Source organism: Veillonella sp. S13053-19 (assembly GCF_002959835.1).
Classification (GTDB): domain Bacteria; phylum Bacillota; class Negativicutes; order Veillonellales; family Veillonellaceae; genus Veillonella; species Veillonella rogosae.
This window is the reverse complement of sequence record NZ_PPDA01000009.1, coordinates 26,720-50,727: the sequence shown is the minus strand read 5'-3', so window position 1 is coordinate 50,727 and position 24,008 is coordinate 26,720. Positions and strand designations below refer to the sequence as shown.

At 40.8% G+C, this 24,008-nt stretch carries 22 protein-coding genes; 16 read left to right on the top strand and 6 right to left on the bottom strand.

Annotation, left to right across the window (positions count from 1 at the left end):
* The first annotated feature begins 106 nt into the window (after nt 1–106).
* The 4 genes from VEHSUH06_RS05645 (at nt 107) to VEHSUH06_RS05630 (ending at nt 3,471) form a co-directional block, all read left to right on the top strand.
* Nucleotides 107–1,183, top strand: a complete 1,077-nt coding sequence (locus tag VEHSUH06_RS05645; RefSeq protein ID WP_105098093.1) for an iron-containing alcohol dehydrogenase family protein — start codon at nt 107–109, stop codon at nt 1,181–1,183.
* A 225-nt stretch (nt 1,184–1,408) separates the two neighbouring features.
* Nucleotides 1,409–1,645 carry a DUF1653 domain-containing protein gene (locus VEHSUH06_RS05640; protein ID WP_105098092.1) on the top strand — a complete coding sequence of 79 codons (237 nt, stop codon included), beginning with the start codon at nt 1,409–1,411 and terminating at the stop codon, nt 1,643–1,645.
* 8 nt (nt 1,646–1,653) lie between these two features.
* Nucleotides 1,654–2,430 carry an HAD family hydrolase gene (locus tag VEHSUH06_RS05635; protein ID WP_105098091.1) on the top strand — a complete coding sequence of 259 codons (777 nt, stop codon included), beginning with the start codon at nt 1,654–1,656 and terminating at the stop codon, nt 2,428–2,430.
* A gap of 135 nt (nt 2,431–2,565) precedes the next feature.
* Nucleotides 2,566–3,471, top strand: coding sequence for a DUF3829 domain-containing protein (locus VEHSUH06_RS05630; protein WP_105098090.1), 906 nt, complete (start codon nt 2,566–2,568; stop codon nt 3,469–3,471).
* 71 nt (nt 3,472–3,542) lie between these two features.
* Here VEHSUH06_RS05630 and VEHSUH06_RS05625 read toward each other — a convergent pair whose 3' ends face one another.
* The gene (locus tag VEHSUH06_RS05625; RefSeq protein WP_009352284.1) at nt 3,543–3,848 is read right to left on the bottom strand and encodes a hypothetical protein; all 306 of its coding nucleotides are present in this window, start codon (nt 3,846–3,848) and stop codon (nt 3,543–3,545) included.
* 299 nt (nt 3,849–4,147) lie between these two features.
* Between VEHSUH06_RS05625 and VEHSUH06_RS05620 the strand changes: the two genes are divergently transcribed.
* The 12 genes from VEHSUH06_RS05620 (at nt 4,148) to cysK (ending at nt 14,390) form a co-directional block, all read left to right on the top strand.
* Nucleotides 4,148–5,083, top strand: a complete 936-nt coding sequence (locus tag VEHSUH06_RS05620; protein ID WP_105098089.1) for a DUF3829 domain-containing protein — start codon at nt 4,148–4,150, stop codon at nt 5,081–5,083.
* Between the two features lie 137 nt (nt 5,084–5,220).
* Nucleotides 5,221–5,853 carry a hypothetical protein gene (locus VEHSUH06_RS05615; RefSeq protein WP_105098088.1) on the top strand — a complete coding sequence of 211 codons (633 nt, stop codon included), beginning with the start codon at nt 5,221–5,223 and terminating at the stop codon, nt 5,851–5,853.
* A 79-nt stretch (nt 5,854–5,932) separates the two neighbouring features.
* Nucleotides 5,933–6,646, top strand: coding sequence for a hypothetical protein (locus VEHSUH06_RS05610; RefSeq protein ID WP_105098087.1), 714 nt, complete (start codon nt 5,933–5,935; stop codon nt 6,644–6,646).
* A 248-nt stretch (nt 6,647–6,894) separates the two neighbouring features.
* Nucleotides 6,895–7,536, top strand: coding sequence for a peptidylprolyl isomerase (locus VEHSUH06_RS05605; protein ID WP_009352363.1), 642 nt, complete (start codon nt 6,895–6,897; stop codon nt 7,534–7,536).
* Entirely contained in the window at nt 7,526–7,807 is a 282-nt protein-coding gene (locus VEHSUH06_RS05600) for a GIY-YIG nuclease family protein (RefSeq protein ID WP_105098086.1), read from the top strand. The genes VEHSUH06_RS05605 and VEHSUH06_RS05600 overlap by 11 nt, the downstream gene beginning before the upstream one ends.
* A gap of 51 nt (nt 7,808–7,858) precedes the next feature.
* Complete coding sequence (locus VEHSUH06_RS05595) at nt 7,859–8,317, top strand: DUF1934 domain-containing protein (protein WP_105081637.1); 459 nt, start codon at nt 7,859–7,861, stop codon at nt 8,315–8,317.
* On the top strand, nt 8,283–10,016 hold the full coding sequence (gene argS / locus VEHSUH06_RS05590; RefSeq protein ID WP_105098085.1) for an arginine--tRNA ligase: 1,734 nt from the start codon (nt 8,283–8,285) through the stop codon (nt 10,014–10,016). The genes VEHSUH06_RS05595 and argS overlap by 35 nt, the downstream gene beginning before the upstream one ends.
* A 15-nt stretch (nt 10,017–10,031) precedes the next feature.
* Nucleotides 10,032–11,642, top strand: coding sequence for a CTP synthase (locus VEHSUH06_RS05585; RefSeq protein WP_009352524.1), 1,611 nt, complete (start codon nt 10,032–10,034; stop codon nt 11,640–11,642).
* A gap of 9 nt (nt 11,643–11,651) precedes the next feature.
* Complete coding sequence (locus VEHSUH06_RS05580) at nt 11,652–11,867, top strand: hypothetical protein (RefSeq protein WP_105098084.1); 216 nt, start codon at nt 11,652–11,654, stop codon at nt 11,865–11,867.
* Between the two features lie 188 nt (nt 11,868–12,055).
* On the top strand, nt 12,056–12,619 hold the full coding sequence (gene ahpC, locus VEHSUH06_RS05575; protein WP_009352518.1) for an alkyl hydroperoxide reductase subunit C: 564 nt from the start codon (nt 12,056–12,058) through the stop codon (nt 12,617–12,619).
* A gap of 370 nt (nt 12,620–12,989) precedes the next feature.
* Nucleotides 12,990–13,439 (top strand): Rrf2 family transcriptional regulator, encoded by a 450-nt coding sequence (locus tag VEHSUH06_RS05570; protein WP_004698292.1) that lies wholly within the window; start codon nt 12,990–12,992, stop codon nt 13,437–13,439.
* Nucleotides 13,440–13,454: 15 nt separating this feature from the next.
* A complete protein-coding gene (cysK, locus tag VEHSUH06_RS05565; protein ID WP_105098083.1) occupies nt 13,455–14,390 on the top strand; it encodes a cysteine synthase A in 936 nt (311 codons plus the stop codon).
* 178 nt (nt 14,391–14,568) lie between these two features.
* On the opposite strand, the gene VEHSUH06_RS10750 is transcribed toward cysK, so the two are convergent.
* The 5 genes from VEHSUH06_RS10750 to dapF form a co-directional block, all read right to left on the bottom strand.
* Nucleotides 14,569–18,225, bottom strand: coding sequence for a subtype B tannase (locus VEHSUH06_RS10750; RefSeq protein ID WP_199179737.1), 3,657 nt, complete (start codon nt 18,223–18,225; stop codon nt 14,569–14,571).
* Nucleotides 18,226–18,564: 339 nt separating this feature from the next.
* Nucleotides 18,565–20,547, bottom strand: coding sequence for a fructose-specific PTS transporter subunit EIIC (locus VEHSUH06_RS05555; protein WP_105098082.1), 1,983 nt, complete (start codon nt 20,545–20,547; stop codon nt 18,565–18,567).
* Nucleotides 20,548–20,580: 33 nt separating this feature from the next.
* Nucleotides 20,581–21,495 carry a 1-phosphofructokinase gene (gene pfkB, locus VEHSUH06_RS05550; RefSeq protein ID WP_105081633.1) on the bottom strand — a complete coding sequence of 305 codons (915 nt, stop codon included), beginning with the start codon at nt 21,493–21,495 and terminating at the stop codon, nt 20,581–20,583.
* 73 nt (nt 21,496–21,568) lie between these two features.
* Entirely contained in the window at nt 21,569–22,966 is a 1,398-nt protein-coding gene (locus tag VEHSUH06_RS05545) for a Na+/H+ antiporter NhaC family protein (RefSeq protein ID WP_105098081.1), read from the bottom strand.
* Between the two features lies 1 nt (nt 22,967).
* Nucleotides 22,968–23,801, bottom strand: coding sequence for a diaminopimelate epimerase (dapF, locus tag VEHSUH06_RS05540; RefSeq protein ID WP_105098080.1), 834 nt, complete (start codon nt 23,799–23,801; stop codon nt 22,968–22,970).
* Nucleotides 23,802–24,008: the final 207 nt, after the last annotated feature.

Below are 24,008 nucleotides of genomic sequence, written 5' to 3'. Positions count from 1 at the left end.
TGTTGAAAGTATAGAACCTTTTTTGTGCTATAAAAGTTGCCATATGAAATTGCTTTTATAGGTAGGACTTTCTATAATACATATATAGTATATAAAGGAGATTTTTATGCGTAACACTCATTGTTTACCTAGTTATAGCTTTGGCGGTCACGATGTTTTTGACGCCATTCCACAATTTACAAAATTATACGGCCATACAGTAGCCATCATAGGTGGTGAAACGGCCCTGTCTAAGGCAATGCCTCACCTTCAGCCAGTGTTAGATAAAGCAGGCATCAAGGTATTGGATATCATTCATTTTGGTGGTGAATGTACCTTTGCTCGAGGCAAGGAAATCGCCGCTATGGATTCTGTGAAAGCTGCAGATTTTCTATTTGCTGTAGGCGGTGGCAAGGCTATCGATACGGTGAAAGTAGTAGCGGTAGAACTAGATGATAAACCATTCTTTACCATTCCTACCATTGCATCTACCTGTGCCGCTACATCTGAAGCGGCCGCCGTATATACGGCAGATCATAACTTTGACGGCATTGCCTTTGTAAATCATCCGCCAGTACATTGCTTTATTGATGCAGATATTTTAGTGGAGGCTCCTAGCCGCTATTTATGGGCGGGCATGGGCGATACTATCGCCAAGCATTACGAAACCTTGATGTCTGCACGTAATCGTGAGCAAGTGTACAATACGCAACTAGGTCTTGTATTATCCTCTATGTGTAGTGAACCGATCTTTGAGCATGGTTTACAGGCTTATAAAGATAACGAAATCAAACACCGTAGTGAAGCCTTTGATTTGATGGTGATGACCGTAATCTTTGCGACAGGTATCGTATCTGGCTGTATGCCTGGCGATTATAATAGTATTATTGCTCATGCTATTTGCTACGGCTGTGCTACGAATAAAGAGACAGAAAAGCATCATTTACATGGCGAAATGGTAGCTTACGGTTTGTTAATTCTCTTTATTGTAGATAAACAATTAGACGAATTAAACCGTTGGTTACCTGTATATCGTGCAATTGGCTGGCCTACGAAGCTTTCACAAATGGGACTCAATGAATCCCATATACCGCAAATCGTGGAGAAAGCAGTATCTGTTCGCGATGTAGTAGTATCACCATATGAGATTACGACTGATATGTTAGCGGATGCCATTCGTTATATGGAAACTATAGAATGTTAATTACTAGATTATCGTGAATTTACCTCTTAATAGTTATATAATAATAGTTAGAGTGTTTTATGTTTTTATTATCTATTTAGCTTGTAACTAATTGTTTTTATGATTAATTCGGGTCTAAGTTTTTTATCAATATTGTTACGTAATGACGTGTTGATAATGGATATTTAGATACATTAAGTTTGGTAAAATTAGCTACTGTTTTAGATTGATATAATGAGGTTGTTCATGAGTGATATAGTAAAAGGCGGTTTATATCGCCATTTTAAGGGTATGTATTATTACGTGTTAGACGTAGCGACTCATTCGGAAACGGGTGAGAAATTTGTAGTATATCAAAAACTCTATGATGAGCGCGATATGTACATACGTCCTTTAGAGATGTTTATTAGTGATGTGGATCGGGAGAAATATCCTGATGTAGAACAAAAAGAGCGATTTAAGTTGATGAGTGGACGTGATTAGGAGGGCCTGTGGAGCAGAAGTTTTTCTTTTTCGATATCGACAATACCCTAGCTGTATGGCCTGAAGGCAAAATTCCTGACAGCGCCCAATACTGCTTGGATGAATTGAAACGCCGTGGTCATCGCGTAGCATTAGCGACGGGACGTATTCAAGTAGATGCTAAACGTTTTGCTGAACGTGCAGGGCTTACCGATTTTGTAGCGGACGGTGGTCATAGTATTACCGTTAATAATGAATTGGTATCTATGATTGGCATGGATCGCGATGCATGTATTAAATATTTAGAGTATTTAGAATCTCATAATATTCCTTGGGCTGTTACAGACCGCAATAAATTAGGGCGCATCACACCTTACAAGGAAATCTTGGAGTGGAATCCAAATTGGGATGTCTTTAAAACGACCGTAGATCCTGATTTTGACTTTCATAATGTTGAAGAGTTTTATAAGATTTATGTGTTCTTTAAAGAAGGGGAAGAAGAGGAGAAAGATATTGAGCATATGACACACAAGCTCATCCGCTATGGAGAAGGTTGTGTTTTGTATGAACCAATGGAAAAGGCCTTAGGCATTCGCAATATGCTTGAGCATTTTGGAATGAAACCAAATCAAGCCGTAGTATTTGGTGATGGCTATAATGATTTGTCCATGTTTAGACCTGAATGGCTGAATATTGCCATGGGGAATGCGCGTCCTGAATTAAAAGCAAAAGCGGACTATATCACTACAGACTGTGATAAAGACGGCATTTATAATGCGTGCAAACATTTTAAATGGATTGACTGATTTTAGGTAATTCCCTTAATTAAGGTGAGATTTATATGAATATCTAATTTTGTAGCTGTAGCTACGGAATTGGTGTAGCATAATTAGTATAATTCCTTTAGTTCTATACTCGTGTGTAAATAGGAGAGAGAAGTTATGAACAACAAACGTAGATTATTTTCCACTGTACTTTGTGTAGCCGCATTGACTGCAGGCTTATTTGTATCTGGTTGCGGTAGCGATAAAGCGGGCGGCATTGGTTCCGTAGTATCCTCCGTAGTTGATGGTGGCGACGAAAAAGCTGCTGCAAAGCTTAACACACTTATCGATGCGACTAACCGCTTCAACAGTGATAATGTTTCCTTTGCTCAATTCCAAGCAGAAGGTTTGGCTAAATTAAAAGGTGGCTTCGCAGAAGGTGCTATTACTAACCAACCTCACTTTGACAGACTACAAGCAGATTTAGAAAAAGCTAAAAAAGAAGGTTCTACATTCAAAGAAGTTGATGCAGAACGCGACAACGTATTGAACATTCTTAATGAATTAGTGCCAGTATATAAAGATTTAACTGCTTATGATGACTCTAAAGCTTACATGAACGATGGCGGCGCTAAAGGTAAAGAACTTGCTGCTAAATACGTAGCGGCAGTAGAAAAATTCGATGCTGCTTATGCGAAGTTCAACGAAACTCTAAATAAAGTTAATGCGGAACAAAGCAAAAAACAAATCGAAAAATTGAAAAAAGACGGTAAAAAAGGTTACGCAGCAGCAATGGAATCTACGCTTCGTTTAACTACTCTTGTAGATAACTTGGAAAAAGCTCCTCAAAAAGCTGATAAAGCAGCTGTAGAAAAAGAGCTTTCCGAAATCGAAGCATTGCTTAAGAGCATAAACAACGACCGTGGTCAAGTGCTTGCTGATCGTTACAATTCCGTAGTCGGTGATGTACGTCAAGTGCTAGCTGATCCAAGCGACAACAACCTTAACAACATGATTGAAGGCTTCAATGGTTATATTGATACGTATAACAGCACAACTCCAGACCAATTCGACGCTAAATAATCAAATAGCTAACGAGTGCGTAAGGGTAAAAAAACAGAGCTCCTTTGGGAGCTCTGTTTTTTTTGTTAATTCTATTTTAAATCGCTTACATCGTAACCGCGTTGGATCATGTTTTGGCGAACTTCTTCCATCATAGGCGTACGGAATTTCAACCAGTACATAATAGCACCAGGAATGCCACTAAAGAGTAGGAAAATAACAAAATACATTGTTTTTACTGCATTAAAGGTGTTACGTAGTACCTTTTCTGTAGTTTGTTCACGGCGTAGAGAACGACGCATAATGGCACGAACCATTAAGATTAAGAAGAACGTAAAAATACAACTAAAAATGGTGTAGAAAAAAATAAAGGTCAAGAGTGATAAAATATCGTCCATAGTTTCTCTCCTTTAACAATAACTATAGCAGCATAATGATTACAATAATAAAGCATTCTCTCTCATATGTGGCTGCATAAAATAAGTACATAACGAATTATATACATTGTTTTGAGAGTTGCAGTCAAGTATATTGGCTATAATTTGCAAAATTGGAATATTATCATATTAAAAATATGTTTATTTGCATTTTTTGCATGGAGGTGTAATGAAATTCACCCTTAATTCATGGGAAAACGTTTTATAAGTTGGTATAATAAAAGATGATTATACTGTTATGTTTGTATAGGAGAATGATTATGAGCTCTAAACGTAAGTTAATTTCCACCTTATTGTGTGTAGGTGCTTTGACAACAGGTTTGTTCGTTTCCGGTTGCGGCAGTGATAAAGCAGCTGATAAAGTATCTTCTGCAGTAGCTTCTGCTACAGATTCTAAGTCTGATGAAAAACTAAATAAGGCATTTAATGAACTGATTAAAGCAACAAATGAATTTAATGGAAACAACGTAACTTGGGGCCAACAACATGCTGAAAACCTTGCTAAGTTGAAAGCTGGTTATGATGAGCATGCTATTAGTGCTCAGCCTAGATTTGAAAGCTTACAAAAAGGTTTACAGAAAAGTAAAGAAGAAGGCAATACATACAAAGAAGTTGATACGGAGCGCGACAATGTATTAGCTGTATTGGATGAGTTAGTACCTGTTTATAAAGAACTTCAATCCTATACTGATTCTAAAGCCTATCTTAATGATGGCAAGGCTAAAGGTAATGAGCTAGCAGCTAAATACGTAGCAGGTGTAGAAAAATTCAAGGCTGCTTATGATAAGCTAGGTGAAGTTATCAATGCAGCAAACAAAGAGAAAAATAAAAAGAAAATGGAACAAATGAAGAAAGATGGTTACAAAAACTATGCTGCCGTTATGGACGCAACTCTTCGTTTGACAGAATTAGTTGAAAAAGTACAAGCTACGTACACTAACCCTGATAAAGCTGCTATCGAAAAAGAAATTGGTGAAATTCAAGGGTTGCTTAATGGTATAGATTCAAAAGACTCCCATAAAGACTCTTTAGTTCGTAACTTCAATGATACTGTTGGTGCTATTCGTCAAGTAATGGTTGATCCTAACGATAAATACCAAGATCGTAACCTTAATCGTATGATTCAACAATATAATAGTTACATTGATTCTTATAACCGTATTAAACCAGATGATTTGGACGGTAAGAAAAAATAATATCGCTTTTATAAGAGAGCCTCTCGTTTTACGAGAGACTCTCTTTATAGTATGAAGTATACGGCTTAATGGCAGTACATACTTCTCTATAATTATTATTTGTAAAATAAAAACTAATTTGTATATGAGGAGAGCCAATGAAACGGTTCGTAAAATTATTTGGTATTTTTACGTTATTAATGTCTTTGCTGCTTATTACCGGTTGCGGTAGATATCAAGCTTTTAAATCCGTGTTAGATGAAATTATTTATAAAGGCACTACCTATGTAGATAATCCTACCGATGCTAGTGTTACTTTCACATTGGATGGCACAAGTTATACTGTGGATGCCCATAGCGTGAAGGAAATCGACTTGAAAGAGGGGGCTCATACACTCGTTACGCCAAAAGGTGAAACAAAAACCTTTACGGTTTCTCAATATGATATGAAGTCCATTTTGAATCCCACGGAAACGACATATGCTATTTGGTATGTTCAATATGGCGAAGGCAAGGTTGGCAATGTTCAACATGGTGAAGTAACCACATCTATTGGGAATGATGTATATGTAGGTCCTATGACGACGCGTTCTGATATCTATATCGCTCGTCGTGGAAAATATCCATTCCGTTATGGTCTTGATGAGCCTTTTGAGGAAGTGGTTTATGTCAATGAACGGGATCCTAATGAGAAGGGGAATCCCGATGCATTGGTATTTGGGAAAATTTATCGACCAATGGAATTTAAAGAAGCGTATCCTAAATTATATAAAGAGTATTTAGGCGAATAAGCTGTTTAAATAAGTAGTTTATTTATTATCTATTTGTATGTTATGAGTACAATTATTTTTGTGTGTTAAGGAGATAATTATGAATAAGAAATTGTGGTCTCGTTGCTTGATGGCCGGTGTATTATCTATGAGTTTATTCGTTGTAGCTGGCTGTGGTGAGTCTAAAGAGGATAAACAGGCTAGATTTGAAAAGGCGCAACAAGAGGCGTTGGCACAGGATCGTACCAATAATGTAGCTCTTACAGATAAAATATCTAAAGCAGATACTTGGAAAACTGCAATTAATAAGTTGAAAGAACGAGGCGAATTAAAAACTGCCCCAATTCAAGTCTCTGGGGACATGACTTTTGATCAAAAGGCCTTTAAGATTGACGTAGTAAAACCAGGGACCACTGAGTTGTTACGTTATCAATATGATCTTGAAAAGCAAACTTGGTCTGATGGCGCGCCTGTTGACGTAGTTGGTCCTGGCAAGAACGATATTGCTCAAACATTCTACTCCATCGACAATCTAAATCCAGATATGATGGCAACTGTTATTGAAAGCTTTAAAAAAGAAGGTCAATCCAATCCTGAGTTGAAAGATACTTATACAGGTTTCATTACAAAAGCCGGTATGGGTTGGGGGCCGAAAAGCCAAAAATTCCTCTACTTTGTAAATCAAATTGACTCTGAGGGCGGCGGCTTGGAAAGCGACAAAATCATTGAAGCTACTTATGATGAAACTGGCAAGGCTATCAAGTTAAAGGTAAAACCTAAAGGTAGTAAAGAACGCAAAAATCTTATTAAATAAATATTGAATGTATGTTGCTTCGCTATGTATTGAAATGCTCTATTAATTAAGCGTGTTATTAATCTATATGGTAGAGATATTGTATAGGGCAAAATATTCTAGTAAAATTTAATGATTTTTTAGAATATTTTGGCTTTCAATACGAGTGTAATATGATATACTAAAAAAGAGCCGCTCACGGGTTGAGCGGCTTTTCTATGTGAATTTTACATACATGTTAGTATAGATGATACATTTTTGGGGGAACTATGAACTGGAAACGCTTGGCTTTATGCGCACTGTTAGGGATTACAATGCTTGGTACAGCAGCATGTGGTACAAAAAGTGGGGAACAACCACAAGGGAATACTGTAAAAGCAGAAACGGTAGCTATGCCTAACTTCTCTAACGCGCCAATTGCTGATGAATACGCTATTTTTGATACAAATTATGGTCAATTCAAAGTTCGATTGTTAGGCTCTAAAGCACCTATTACAGTAAAAAACTTTGATTACCTAGTGAAAAAAGGCTTCTATAACGGTGTTACATTCCACCGCGTTATCGAAGGTTTTATGATTCAAGGCGGGGATCCAGATGGCACAGGTGCTGGTGGTCCAGGCTATACAATTCCTGATGAATTCTCTAATGACTTGCATTTCAACAAAATGGGCGTTCTTGCCATGGCTAACCGTGGTCCGAACACTGGTGGTTCCCAATTCTTCATTACCTTAGGCCCTACAGATTGGCTAGATAATAAACACACTATCTTTGGCACTGTAGTACAAGGTATGGATGTAGTTGAAAAAATCGGCAAAGTAAAAACAGGCCGCAACGATAAGCCTGTAGAACCAGTAATCATTAATACCATTACATTGGAACCAATTACTGATGATGCGAAAAATGGCAAATAAGGAGGCTAAGTCTGAAGAACGACACTATGTGTATTTAGTGCGTTGTTCTGATGATTCCTTGTACTGTGGATGGACTACAGATCTTGAGCGCCGTATTGATGCGCACAATGGACATATTCCAGGTGGTGCCAAGTATACGAGGGGCCGGCGCCCTGTGACCTTGGTGTATGCTGAAAGCTTTCACCATAAACATGAGGCTCAACGTAGGGAATATGCCATTAAACAGATGACTAAGACTAAGAAGTTGAGGCTCATTAAGGGTGCAAAATAGTCCTTAATTATGGTATAATATGATGATTGATTACTACCATGGAGGTTGAAAATGAAGCGGGTTCTAGTGTCCGTAAAAAGTGTACAACGAGATATGGACGGCAAGGATACCGTAGTGGAACTGATTTCCCCAGGTACATCACATGAAAAGGGTAATGCCCAGTATGTGCGTTACGAAGAATCTAGTGTGACTGGCTTAGATGGGGTAAAGACGACCATTAAAATCCATGATGACTCTATTGTATTGCTCCGAACAGGGGCTGTGAATATGCGTCATCAATACGTCCGTGGTGAAGAGCGCGAGTCCGTGTATGAAACACCGTATGGTGATTTACACATGGCCGTGAACACTCATGAATTAACAGTAGACTTTCACGAAGGCGTAGGTCATGTTCATTTAGGATATGACATTTCCGTTGAAGGTGAATGGCAATTTTATAATCAGTTAGATATAGACGTGCGGGAGGATATAGAGCATGGAAATGAAGGAAATCCTGAAATCGGGGATTGAACAGGCATTACAAGATACGATTAACAGCGGTGGTTTACCAGCTGGGGAATATCCAGAAATCGTTCTCGAAGTGCCACCTCAAAAAGAATTCGGTGATTTTTCTACAAATATCGCTATGCAATCCGCTCGTGTAGCCCGTCAAAACCCTCGTGCTATTGCAGAGGCTTTGATTAGCCATATGAATTTTGATTGGCTCGAACGTGCTGAGGTTGCTGGTGCAGGTTTCATCAACTTCTTCTTGAAATCTGATATGGTGTACGATACACTGAAAGCCATTTTAAATGCTGGCGATCAGTATGGTGTTCAACCATTGCGTGCACGCGATACGATTCAAGTAGAGTACGTAAGTGCGAACCCAACAGGTCCGTTGCATGTAGGTCATGGTCGTGGTGCTGCGTATGGTAGTGCACTTGTAAACTTGTTGCGTGCAGCAGGTTACAATGTACAGTCTGAGTACTATATCAATGATGCGGGTAACCAAATCGATAATATGGCTATCTCCATTGAGTACCGTTTCCAAGAGTTGCAAGGTGCTACATTAGTGTTCCCACCTAAGCGCAACGAAGATGGTTCCATGCCTGAATTCGATATTCCAGAAGGGGCTCTTGTGTTCCCTGAAAATGGCTACCGTGGTCCTGATATTATCGAGACTGCAAAAGCTATTGCAGAACGGGAAGGCTTTGATAAATTGAATGCTATGAACGAAGCAGATCGTATTGCCTTGTTCAAAGAGGAAGGTCTTAAAGAAAAACTAGCTCGCCTAGAGGAAACATTGAGAAACTTCCGCGTTACTTTTGATAATTGGTTCTCTGAACGTACTGTTCACGAAACTGAGGAAATTCATCACTCTATAGAGGCGCTGAAGGTTCTTGGCAAAGTATACGAAAAAAACGGTGCTTTGTGGTTGAAATCCACTGATTATGGTGACGATAAAGACCGCGTTGTTATTCGTGATAATGGCGTTCCTACATACTTGGCGGCAGATATTGCATATCACCGCAGCAAATATGATCGTGGATTCAAAGAAATGATTGATATTTGGGGCGCTGACCATCATGGTTATGTGTGCCGTGTAAAAGCTGCTATGGCCGCTTTTGGTTATGATCCAGACCAATTAACTATATTGTTATTACAAATGGTAGCATTGTTCCGCGATGGGGAACTCGTTAAATTATCTAAACGTAGTGGCGATAGCGTTACATTAGATGAGTTGATTGATGAAGTAGGCGTAGATGCATCTCGTTATTTCTTCTTGATGCGTTCCTTAGATAGCCAACTTGATTTCGATATTAACTTGGCGAAATCTCGTAGCAATGATAACCCAGTGTATTATATCCAATATGCTCATGCTCGTATTCACAGCATTTACAACCAAGTGCGTGAAGCTGGCATCGCATTTGGCGGTTATAGTGAAACTGATTTCACAACGCTTACAAGCGAAATGGAATTAGAATTAATTAAGAAATTAGCTGAATATCCAGAAGAGGTAGTTCAATCTGCTGAACATCGTGCACCACATCGTATTGCTCGTTACTTATACGATTTGGCAAGTATGTTCCACTCCTTCTATCGTCAAGGTCGTATCATTGGCGTAGATCCAGCATTGCAACAAGCTCGTTTAGGATTAATCACAGCGATTGCCCTCGTACTTCGTCAAGGCTTGGGTATTTTAGGTATTTCCGCTCCGGAAAAAATGTAATAGGTGGGAGGCATCATGGCAACTAAGTATATTTTCGTAACTGGCGGCGTTGTTTCTTCTCTTGGTAAAGGGATTACAGCAGCATCCTTGGGTCGCTTGCTTAAAAACCGCGGTTTCAATGTAACGATTCAAAAATTTGACCCATACATTAATATTGACCCTGGTACGATGAGCCCTTACCAACATGGTGAAGTATTCGTAACAGATGACGGCGCTGAAACTGACCTTGATTTAGGCCATTATGAACGCTTCATCGATATTAACCTTAGTAAACGTTCCAACATTACAGCTGGTAAAGTGTACTGGTCTGTAATTAATAAAGAACGTAAAGGTGACTACTTGGGCAGCACTGTACAAGTAATTCCACATATTACAAATGAAATTAAACAAAATGTATACCGCGTAGGTAAAGAGGATAACGCTGATGTAGTTATCACTGAAATCGGCGGTACAGTAGGCGATATTGAAAGCTTGCCGTTCATGGAAGCTATCCGCCAAGTGAAAAAAGAAGTAGGTCGTAACGACGTACTATACATTCACGTTACATTGGTACCATACATCAATGCAGCAGGCGAGTTGAAAACTAAACCTACACAACACAGCGTAAAAGAATTGCGCAGCATTGGTATTCAACCAGATATCTTGGTGTGCCGCAGCGAAAAACACATTTCTGATGAAATGAAAGAAAAACTTGCTTTGTTCTGCGACGTAGAACCAGAAGCAGTTATTGAAAACAAAACTTGCAGCTCCATCTATGAAGTACCATTGATGATGCAAGACCAAGGTCTTGATGACATCGTTATCAAAAAATTAGGTCTTGAAGAACGTCCTTGCGATATGACTGCATGGAAAGAAATGGTTCACAAAATTTTGAACCCAAGCAAAGATATTACAGTGGCTATCGTTGGTAAATACGTAGCATTACATGATGCGTATTTATCCGTAGTTGAAGCTCTAGATCATGCTGGTATTGCTACGGGTACTAAAGTGAATATTCGTTGGATTGACTCCGAAGAACTTGATGATACATCTATAGATCCTAAAGAGGTATTTGATGGTGTTGAAGGTATCATTGTACCTGGTGGATTTGGCTCTCGTGGTGTAGAAGGTAAAATCCGCACAATCCAATACGCTCGTGAAAACAATATTCCATATCTTGGTCTATGCCTTGGCATGCAAACTGCAGTAATGGAATTTGCTCGTAACGTATGCGGTATGGAAGGTGCCACTTCTAGCGAATTCGATGAAAATGCTAAATATAAAGTGATCGACTTGATGAGTGACCAAGTTGACGTAGATAAAAAAGGCGGCACAATGCGCCTTGGTATTTACCCATGTAAAGTAGAAGCGGGTACAAAAACTCGTGAAGTATATGGGGAAGACCTTATCTATGAACGTCATCGTCACCGTTATGAATTCAATAACGAATACCGTCAACAATTGACTGATGCTGGTCTTGTTATCTCTGGTACATCTCCAGATGGTCGTCTTGTGGAAAGTGTAGAAGTGAAAAATCATCCATTCTTCATCGGTACACAAGCGCATCCAGAACTTAAATCCCGTCCAAATAATGCACATCCATTATTCCGCGGTTTAGTAGATGCGATCTTAGAACTAAAAAAATAGAGTAGAGCCATGGGATCTCTTTTATCTATTATAGGTATATTTATATTAGCTGCACTCAAACTAGAGCAGTTTGTATATGGTAAATCGGGAAAAGAACAATCTACAACTGGTCACATAGCACGGAGAGGGCTTGCTAATATAGCGGGTTTAATCGCTTTTGATCATTCTACTATAAGTAGTAAATCTATTGTAGTACGTAAAAAGAAGAAAGATGCTCAGAAATGAGCATCTTTCTTCTTTTTTATTTACATCGAAAAATATTGAAAAAATATATCGATAAATTTAAAAATAACACTTGCAATATTGAATGATATTTGTTATTATATAGACAAAGATAGATATACCGATGGTGTTAAGTACACCAATACAAATATAATCATTACAATTTGAAACTCACACAAGGAGGACATAACATGTCTATTATTGGTAAACAACTTCCTGAATTTACACTTGATGCTTTCAAAAAACCTGAATTGGTAAAAGTAAGCACTGCAGACGTGTTGGGTAAATGGTCTGTATTCGTATTCTATCCAGCAGATTTCACATTTGTGTGCCCTACTGAATTGGAAGACGTACAAAACTCCTATGCAGAGTTGAAAGAATTGGGTTGCGAAGTTTACTCCGTATCTTGTGACTCCGAATTCGTTCACAAAGCATGGTCTGATGCTTCTCCAACTATCAATAAAATCGAGTACTACATGTTAGCTGACAAAAAACATGAATTAGCTGACTTCTTCGATGTATTCCAAGAAGAATCCGCTATGGCATACCGTGGTACTTTCGTAGTAGATCCAGAAGGCTTCGTACGTACAGCTGAAATCCATGACATGGGTATCGGTCGTTCCGCTGAAGAATTGGTTCGTAAAGTACAAGCTGCTCAATTCGTAGCAAAACATGGCGACCAAGTGTGCCCTGCACGTTGGAAACCAGGTAAAGACACTTTAAAACCAGGTCTTGATCTTGTAGGTAAAATTTAATTTAGAAACCTATACTTAAGTGCTAGAGTAATCTAGACAACTCCTCAAATGACAAGAACACGGGCGCGCATCGTTTTCCTGACGATACGGTAAGTCCCAATACCAGATGAACCCTCTCCAATTCATCATGGTAAACCTCATATAACAAACTACAAACTATACGCAAAAGGACTGGCCTTCGGGCTGGTCCTTTTGTGTTATCTATATCCCTTTGTAAAAGTAGGAAATAAGTTCTTGCTTTTTTGTCATGAGTGGTCTATAATGAAATTAATTCCTAGTAATATACAAGGTTTTATAAAAATAGTATAACAAGTGCTTTATAACATGGGGTGTGTTAGCGCACTAACTTTTACAAAGAGAGGCAAGATATATGAGGATTTCCACAAAGGGTCGTTATGCATTGATGGTTCTCATTGATTTAGCAGAGCAAGGTCAAGATAAACCAGTATCTTTGCGATCTGTGGCAGAACGACAAGGCATTTCTGAAAAATACCTAGAAGGTATCGTAGCTCGTTTGGGTGCTGCAAACCTAGTGGATAGCATTCGTGGTAAATACGGCGGCTATCGATTGTCTAAAAGCCCTAAAGAGTACACAATTATTGAAATTTTGCTTGCTACAGAGGAATCTATGGCTATCATTTCCACCCTTGATGAAGGGGTGAGTACTGATACGGTAATCAACGAACGCACTGTTGGTTTCTGGGCAGGATTACAAAACTATATTCATGATTATTTAGAAAACGTAACTCTTCAAGATGTAATTGACGGAACTTACGCTAAACTTGATACAAAATATGATAATTGGGATGGTTCGATTTAATAAGGAGTAACTACTATGTCTAAAATTGCAAAATCTTTTGTTGAATTAATTGGTAAAACACCGCTATTAGCGGCTACACGTTTTGGTGCTAAATTTGGTGCAGATGCTAACATCCTCGCTAAATTGGAATACTTTAATCCAGGTGGTTCTGTAAAAGACCGTATTGCAGCAGCAATCATTCAAGCAGCTGTTGAGTCTGGTGAATTACAACCAGGTGGTACAATCGTAGAAGCTACATCTGGTAACACAGGTATTGGCTTATCTGCTGTTGGTGCAGCGCTTGGCTATAAAGTAGTTATCGTAATGCCTGAAACAATGTCTGTTGAACGCCGTAAATTGATGCTTGGCTATGGTGCTCAACTTGTATTGACTGATGGCTCTCTTGGTATGAAAGGTGCTATTGCAAAGGCTAAAGAAATCGTAACAGCTACTGCTGGTGCCATCGAAGCCGGTCAATTCGTAAACCAAGCTAACCCTACAATTCACTACAGAACTACAGGTCCTGAAATCTGGCAAGATACAGATGGTGCAGTAGATATCTATGTAGCAGGTGTTGGTACAGGTGGTACTTTAACAGGTGCAGGTCGTTATTTAAAAGAACAAAACCCTGATGTTAAAGTTGTGGCTGTGGAACCAACTGATTCCCCAGTATTGTCTAATGGCAAACCTGGCCCTCATAAAATTCAAGGCTTAGGCGCTGGCTTCATTCCTGATACTTTGGATACTAACATTTACGATGAAGTAATCCAAGTAACTAACGAAGATGCATTCGCTACATCTCAAGCATTTGGTCATACAGAAGGCGTATTGGTAGGTATTTCCTCTGGTGCAGCTCTTTGGGCTGCTCAAGAGTTGGCAAAACGTCCTGAAAATAAAGGTAAAAACATCGTAGTAATTCTTCCTGATACAGGTGAACGCTACTTGTCTACAGCTTTATTCCCTGAAGTGTAATAGAATATGATTGGTGAAAGTATTGAATATGCTTTCCTAATATAGCAAAGCCCCTCGTTTTGAGGGGCTTTTTCGTGCTTAACATAGTGGAAGTTTATGTTAGGGATATTTATTTAACATAAAGAGAAAGGAGCTACTAGGTAGCTCCTTTTATGTTATGGTATGTATTTAATTGTAATTATCTACCGTTCTTAACGATATTGTCTATCCAGTTGAATAATTCATCTAGATCGTAGTCACCAGAATGGTTTACATCAAATGGTGTAGCCATATCTACTTTATACCCAAGGTTTTGAGCACGGGTACCAACAATCAATGGAATTGCTACAGATGTATTGCTATCAGCTGTACCGTAGCGGATGCGATAGAACTGAGCATTTGTCGCTGCTGGAGAGCCGAGATAGTTCATTGGGTTCATCATAGTAACGACTTTAGCATTTTGTACATATGCCTCTGGATTAGAGGTTGTATCGTGTAAAGCTGCAGTAATTGTAAAGTGATTATTATCTGTTGTACTTGTACCAAATAAGTTGTTCTCGCCAGAGTCATTAGATCGGGAATCGAATGCACCTGGAGCTTTAGAACGACTTACAAAGCGGTTATAAGCTTCCCAGTTAATATCTTTGATTGTACCAGTTTTATTATCACGTACAAGATATGTATGTTTAGATAAATCAGTACCTTTAGCTTGTGCCTTGTTAGCAGCTGCAATGATAAATTCTTTCACATAGTTTTTGAAAGTACCGTTACCATTCTTATCTAATTTCAACACACGACCTACAGAGTCATGTAATTGTAAGTTATTTACGTAATCAGGGAAGTGTTCGTTAAGCAGATTGGAGTAAGCCACATCATCATGACTCATGGATACTTTGTTGGAGGAGGTAATACCATTATAGCTCCATTCATAAGCCATATCTGCCGCATCAAGGTTAGTAATAGGGGCGTACGCAGAAACTGCATATACATTAGTTGCCGCTGTAGCCGCACCTAATGCTTGTAAATATGGTTGGAAGTCGGAGCTGTTGCCTGCAGCGCCTTGTAACAAGGATACCGCACCGCCAGCACTTGTACCATTGGTGATAATGCGATTTGCATTACCTGGCATAGTGGAATCGTTTGCATGCAAGTATGCCGTAGCTGCTTGTAAGTCAACGATTACTGCTGGTGCTTTGCCGATGAAGTTGCCATCGGATGCTTTGTTAGTACGACCACGTGTAGCTGGAGAGGCTACTACGTAACCACGGGATAATGCATATACAACACTGTTAGGTTTGCCATTTTCTACTTTTGGAGTCATAGCTTGGCTTGGCATGTAACCACCTACCGCATTTGGCATGAAGATAGGGGCTGTTTGTGTATTGTAACCATTTACAGTACCGTTGTTGAAGTATTCTTCTGGTACATAAATGTTCATGTACTGTTGATCGATATCGATAGGATTAGCCACGTAAGGGATATATTCGAAGGCGCGATATTTGATTTCCTTATTATCTACTGTTGTAGACATAGATTCGTAATTTTTCACGTCGAAGGCAAGGCTAATCTTTGAAGATGCATCGGCTTGCAATGGTGGCTCCATTGGTTGGGAAAGAATATCTTTCTCTTCTACTACAGCAGATCCTTTAGTGGATGCCTCATTACGAGCATCTACATAGGATTGAGGCAATTTGCTTTCTTGAACATTAGCTTCGACTTTAGCTTTTTCTTCAGCCTCAGCTTGAGCTTTAGCAGCGGCCTCAGCTTCTGCTTTGGCTTTTGCTTCAGCCTCAGCTTGAGCTTTAGCAGCGGCTTCAGCCTCAGCTTGTGCTTTAGCCTTAGCTTCAGCCTCGGCTTTAGCTTTTGCTTCAGCTTCAGCTTGAGCCTTAGCAGCAGCTTCCGCTTCTTCTTTTGCTAATTGCTCAGCAGCTAAACGTTCTTGTTCTTCTTTGATCGCAGCTTGTCTTGCAATTTCTGCTTGCTCAGCTGCGATACGTTCTTGTTCTGCTTTGATAGCAGCTTCACGTTCAGCTTTAGCTTGCTCAGCCGCGATACGCTCTTGTTCTGCTTTTAGGGCTGCTTGGCGTTCTGCTTCAGCTTTAGCGGCAGCTTCTGCACGTTGACGCGCAGCTTCTTCAGCAGCTAAACGTTCTTCCTCAGCTTGTTGAGCAAGGATACGTTCGCGTTCTGCTTTTAGAGCCGCTTGGCGTTGTGCCTCAGCTTGCTCAGCCGCGATACGTTGTTGTTCCGCTTGTAGAGCTGCAATGCGTTCTTGTTCTGCTTTTAAAGCCGCTTGGCGTTGAGCCTCAGCTTGCTCGGCAGCAATACGCTCTTGTTCTGCTTTTAGAACAGCTTGGCGTTGCGCTTCAGCTTGTTCAGCAGCAATACGTTGTTGCTCTGCTTGTTGAGCTGCGATACGTTCTTGCTCCGCTTTTAAAGCCGCTTGGCGTTGTGCCTCAGCTTGCTCAGCAGCAATACGTTGTTGTTCAGCTTGTTGAGCCGCAATACGCTCTTGTTCAGCTTTTAGAGCTGCTTGGCGTTGAGCCTCGGCTTGCTCAGCTGCAATACGTTGTTGTTCCGCTTGTTGAGCTGCAATACGCTCTTGCTCCGCTTTTAAAGCTGCTTGGCGTTGTGCCTCAGCTTGCTCAGCCGCAAGACGTTGTTGCTCTGCTTGTTGTAAAGCGATACGACGTTGCTCTTCTTGGATACGAAGGCGTTCTTGTTCAGCCGCTTGACGCTGTGCTTCTGCAATACGTGCTTGCTCTGCTTGTTGAGCTGCAATACGCTCTTGCTCCGCTCTTAGAGCCGCTTGGCGTTGCGCTTCAGCTTGCTCAGCCGCAAGACGTTGTTGTTCAGCAAGAATTGCTGTTTGACGTTGAGCCTCGGCTTGCTGTTGGGCAATACGTTGTTGCTCAGCTTGTAACGCCATTTGACGTTGTTGTTCAGCAAGAATTGCTGCTTGACGTTGAGCTTCGGCTTGCTGTTGGGCAATACGTTGTTGCTCAGCTTGCAACGCCATTTGACGTTGTTGCTCACCGAGAATTGCTGCTTGACGTTGAGCCTCGGCTTGCTTTTGGGCAGCCATTTGTTGATCAACTTGGACCACGCCACTTTGTTTAGCTGCTTCTTCTGCTTCTAATTGAGCGATTCTTTCACGTTCAGCACGTTGAATATCGCGGATAGTCAATTTTTGTTTAGCTACCACGGGTTTAGTAGTTGTTGTATTTGCAACTGTTAACGGCATAGTAGATTGCTCTTGTACAACTACAGGCGTACGTTGTACTTGTGTAGTTTGAATTTGTTGCTTGCCATCCACTTGTTTTTGTACAGTAACAGGTTCTGTTTTCCGTTGTACATTCATCAAGCTATGCATAGCCAATGTTGGCTCCATAACAGTGTTAGTTTGTTTATTAACAACGTATTGTGGTTGAGAAACCGCCATATGTTGTTGAGATAAAGCTTTCGCAGTATCTGTTACTGGTACTGGACGTACACGAGGAATCAAAGGTGTTACCTTTGGCAGCGCTTGCGTTGTTACAGTTTGTTGTCTAACTGTTTGTGCTTGCATCACCGGTTGTGTTTGCATTGGCACCGTTTGTTGTACCTGTGTAGGTCTTACGGGTGCTTGTTGTTGAGTAACAACAGTTGTTTGTGTAATTGGTGGGGTAGGTTGGGTTACTACAGGTCGTACGACTGGGGCTCCTACATTTGTAGTGGCTTGAGTCGTTGATTCAGTGGTAGTATTCGAACCTACTAAATCATTCATGTTGAGGGTAGGGGCTGCGTGGGCAACACCACCCAACGCTGCTGCTGCAAAAAACGCGGCAGTGACCTTACGTTTCCTAGATGATTTCATGAATTACTCTCCGAACTAGAATTGAAAAAAATAATTTATAATTTTAAAATTTATTTATATTTATATAGTTTAACATAAATCGATATATTTGTACAATTTATAGAAGAATTGATGAATACTGGATGAGTACGAAGAAAATAAACTTAGAAAAATATAAATAAATTTAAAGTGCTTAGTTCATAACTTATTGCATCAAAAACACCATATATCATGAATGGCATAGGGTGTTTTACATAAGAAAAGGACTAGAACATTTTGTTCTAGTCCTTTTGCTATATGTACTTATTTAGCATATGTACGTTTTTGTCATATGTACTAGTATTATACTAGCTTTTACAATTATTTTTTCAAGCTTGGTTTTACAAGTGCCAAGATGAAGCAAGCCACAACGGAACCAATTGCGATGGATGCAAGGTATAGGAGTGGGTTGCCGATTGTAGGTACTACGAAGATACCGCCGTGAGGAGCGCGTAGTGTACATTCGAAGAACATGGACAACGCACCAGCTGTACCAGCACCGATGATGCAAGCTGGTAATACGCGAACTGGATCAGCCGCTGCAAATGGGATAGCACCTTCTGTGATGAAGGAAAGACCCATAATATAGTTTGTAATACCAGATTTGCGTTCTGCTTCTGTGAAGCGGCTAGGGAAGAATGTAGTACAAAGAGCGATTGCCAACGGAGGAACCATACCACCTGCCATTACAGCCGCCATGATACCATATTCACCAGTAGCAAGTGCGCCAGTACCGATAACGTAAGCAGCTTTGTTTACAGGGCCACCCATATCAACGGACATCATAGCACCAAAGATGAGACCTAACAATACGCGGCTAGTAGTGCCCATGGATTGTAAGGAGTCCATTAACCAGTGGTTAAGTGCAGATACAGGAGGATTGATTACGAAGGTAATGGCAAGACCTATGAACAATACACCAAGTACAGGATAGAAGAGAACTGGTTTTGTACCTTCCAATGCTTGAGGCAAACCAGAGACTAATTTCTTAACTAATAATACTAAATAACCTGCTGCAAAGCCGGCGATCAATGCGCCAAGGAAACCAGAGCCACCTTGGTTAGCCAATAAGCCACCAACGAAACCAGCTACAAGACCTGGGCGGTCAGCAATACTCATAGCAATGTAACCAGCTAATACTGGCAACATGAAGCCAAAGGATGCACCACCGATTTGCATTAAGAACGCAGATAAAGGTGTACCAGAACCGAAGTTTTTAGGATTTGCAGGATCGAATATATCGAATAGGAATGCAAGGGCAATCAAGATACCGCCACCAATAACGAATGGCAACATGTGAGATACACCGTTCATCAAGTGTTTGTAGATTTGACGACCTACGCTGTCAGATGCGCTAGCAGCGATTTCAGCCGCTTCACGGTCTGCTGCTGATGCTTGGTATACAGCTGCTGTGCCGGCCATGGCTTCTGTCAAAAGCTCTTCTGCTTTATTGATACCGTTCGCAACCTTAGTTTGAATCATAGGCTTGCCATTGAAGCGTGCCATTTCTACTTGACGGTCAGAAGCGACGATGATGCATTTAGCATGAGCGATTTCTTCTGCTGTAAGAGCATCTTTAACACCAGAAGCACCATTTTTCTCAACCTTTAAGGAAATGCCCATTTCTTTCGCTTTACGCTCTAAGGATTCTGCAGCCATGTAGGTATGAGCGATACCAGTAGGGCAACCAGTTACAGCCAATACATCGTAGTGCGGGTTATCTACAGAAATCTTAGGGGCCACTTTTTCGATAGCTTCCGTAGCTTTAGCTTCGATAGCATCGGTAATACTTGGAGTCTCTTGAGATTCTGGTTGTTTGATATATCCTTCAACGGATGGATCAAAGTTACCTTGCTCTTTAGCTGTTATGAGTTCTAAGAAACGTTCTACAGTAGGAGCAGCGATGAGGGCTTCTTTGAAATCAGGGTCGATAACCATCATAGCTAATTGGCTCAATACCTCTACATGAGTGTCAGCTGCGCCTTCTGGTGCAGCAATCATAAAGAATAAACGAGATGGTTGACCGTCGAGTGCTTCGAAGTCTACGCCGTGAGGCACAACCATAGCTGCTAGGCCTGCTTCTTTTACGCCTGCGGATTTGGCATGTGGTGTAGCGATGCCGTCACCAAGGCCGGTAGAACCAGATTCTTCGCGAGCAAAAACGGCTGCTAAGTACTCACCTTTGTCGATGAGGTTGCCACCTTTTTCCATTAACTCCCCTAAGGTATAAATAGCGTCAGCCTTTGTAACAGGGTCCGCATTTAGCAGGACGGATTGAGGTTTTAATAAATCAGTGATTTGCATATGTGTACTCCTTGATGCAAATAAAATGTAAAACTAGTTAACTTGTACTTGTGAAAGTAATGCTTCTACTTCTGTCAGTGTAGCGAGATTTTCAGAGTAAGCGGAGGCAGAGCCACTGGAGATACCCCAGTATAGAGCCTCTTGTAGATCCCCTGTCTTTTCAAAGCCTGTAATAAAGCCTGCTACCATGGAATCGCCAGCGCCTACAGAATTTACGAGCGTCCCCTTAGGGGCAGGGCTCGTATATACAGTGCCATCAGCTGCGACCAAGATAGCTCCATCACCAGCCATAGAGATAAGCACATGCTGTGCGCCTTTCTCTTGCAATGCTTTGGCAGCTTCTACGAGGTCCTCCTTTGTAGAAAGGGGGCGACCAAAGATTTCGCTAAGCTCATGATTGTTAGGTTTAATCAAGAACGGTTTATATGGCAATACTCGTGTAAGTAAATCCTTTGTAGCATCTACGACGATGCGAATATTTTTATGTTGCAAGCGCTCCATAATGAGCTCGTACATATCGCTAGGTAAGCTAGAAGGAATACTGCCTGCAAGGATTAGTGTATCCTTATCTGTCAATGCATCGAGCTGTTTGTAGAGGGCTTTTAATTCGTCGTCCGAGATAATTGGACCACGGCCGTTGATCTCTGTTTCCTCATCAGAGGCTTTCACCTTAACATTGATGCGGGTTAATCCTTCGCGGAGTCGAATGAAATCTTCTTTTACGCCGAAGCTATTGAGCTGTGTTACGATTTCTTCACCTGTAAAGCCGGCGATGAAACCGAGTGCCGTTGTATCCATGCCCAAGTTGTTAAGCACGATAGATACGTTGATACCCTTGCCACCACCAAGAACGTATTCTTGAGTTGTACGATTAATGGTGCCCGTCTTGAGGTGATCTAGGCGCACGATATAATCGAGGGCTGGGTTAAAGGTAATGGTGTAAATCATACAAATTCCCCTTTTAAGATTAATTAGCCTATGATTTGTTGATTTTGTAATTAGTGTATGATTGATTTTGTAATTAGCGTATGATTGGTTGATCTTGCTTCCGTAGTCGTAACCAGTAAAGGAGCGGTACGAGATATAGGAAGAAGGCGAATGGTACATAGCCGGCTGTGCTAGTACCCATCATAACTACAGGTACATAAGCAGCGATGTTCCATGGTAGTAAGGCGGCAATGACGATGCCGCTGTTTTCAAAGTCGAGCATCACATCTTCATCTTGAATACCCCGTTGAGCGTAGGTTATACGCATAATAGAATGTGTCATCACAACCGCAATAGCTTGGCTACAACCTACAGCGCCGGTTAAGAGTGCGAGACCTACATTGGCAGCAAATACATCGCTCCGCGTTTTAGCTCGCTCTAATAGTTGTCTAACATCATTCCAGAAGCCAACCCCTTCGAGCATGCCAGAAATGGCAGTGGCCATAAAGATGGATAATGTAGGAATGAACATTGTTTGCAGCCCACCGCCGTGAATGATATCTGCTAGTGGATTATAATGTGGTAGTTCAAAGCCTGTTAAGGTATACCATCCCAATTCGGAAAGGGTAGCCCCTTGATTAGTATAAGCAAGAATGGCTGCGGCTAATGCGCTGAGGCCGATAGGCCAACGGATAGATACTTTCAAAGGCAATAAAGCGATGACGATAATCACTGGAATCCATAAGGTCCAATCGATGTTGAATACAAAGTGGATTGTATCAGGCAGTAAGCTATTAGTATAGTTGAGTGGGAACCACTGAGATAGTAATAGATAAAGCACTGTGGAAATCACAAGTGCTGGCAGACCATCCTTAAACATAATAGAGATATTGGTTGGTACCTTTGTATGCGTTAAAGCCGCTACGAGAGAGGCGCTAGATGATAAAGGACCATTGCGATCGCCAAAGTACGCACCTGCTATAATGGCACCAGCTACGATATTCTCTGGAATATTACCGGCTCTTGCCATCGTGATGAGTACAATGCCTATGGTGCCTACAGTACCGAAAGCTGTACCTAATACCATGCTAACAATTGCTGTTAATAAGAAGGCACAAGCAATAAAGAGGGACGGATTAATCAAGTCGATGCCGGTGGCGATAATCATTGGGATAATGCCTGCTGCTTGCCACATAGCAATGAGCCAACCGATAAGCAAGAATATTTGCATTACCACAATCGAGGTTTTAGCACCTGTCCATGATAGGTTTAGCAGTTCTTTTGGTTGGTATCCTTTGCGATAGAATACATAGGCCATGATGCACCATACCACTATCAAGGCGTAACCAATAGCAATACCGTTAGCTACGGCGATGATAATGACGAGGATAGATATGAGTAAACCTATGAGCGACTCCGTATTTTTCGGCATTAGAGAACGGCCTTGTTGATACTTTAGAAACGCATTTAATATGAGTTGTAACCACTTCATCTTAATCGATAGGAAGTTCTGTTTCGAAGACTTCCTCAGCAGGGCCAGTCATGAGCACCGTGCCATCCTCCAAGTATGAAATATGTAATGTTCCTAAATAGAGCTCTACATCTACTTCGCGGCCTGTTAAGCCTTTTTCGAAGGACATAACGGCAGAGGCGCAAGAGCCTGTACCACATGCTAATGTAGCACCTGCGCCGCGTTCCCAAGTGCGCACCTTGATATGCTTGTCGTTTATTACTTCGATGTAGTTAACATTTGTATTGGCTGGGAACGCATCGTGTTTTTCAAGGATAGGCCCTTGTGTTGTTACAGGTGCTTTTGTAATATCGTCGATGAACACCTCTGTGTGCGGCACACCGAGCAATACGGAGCTGACCGTTACGGTTTCGCCGTTTACGTCGAGGTCTACGTCGATAACCTTATCCATATCTACATTCATAGGAATGTCTTGAGATTTAAAGAATGGTTTGCCCATGTCTACTGTAACTTGTGTTACGATGCCATTTTCGATGGTCAAGGAAGGTTTCATTACACCTGCTAATGTTTCGATGGTGAAAGTCTCTTTCGTAGTTTCACCGTGTTCGTAAGCGTATTTGGCAAAGCAACGAATGGCGTTGCCGCACATTTCTGCTTCACTACCATCGGAGTTGATGATGCGCATGCGTACATCGCATGTTTCAGAAGGAACTAGAATGGCAAGACCGTCGGCGCCAATACCTGTGCGGCGATCGCAAAGGCGAATAGCGAGGTCTGTGTAATCTTTTTCAGTCCCTTTTGGGTCAGCAAAGAGGATAAAATCATTGCCGAGACCATGCATTTTAGTTAATTTCATAAAGTCTCCTATCAATAAGTAAGACTTTCACCATGAAGCCCGTGAAAGTCTCAGATGTATATAATTATATATTCTATATTATAACATAAATGGCACTTGATTATGAGATAAAATCTTATAAAAATATGGCGAAAAAGACAAAAAATTAACCTGAATTTAGTAGTCGATTAAATTGCTTAATGAGTCAAAAACAACCCATATGGGACA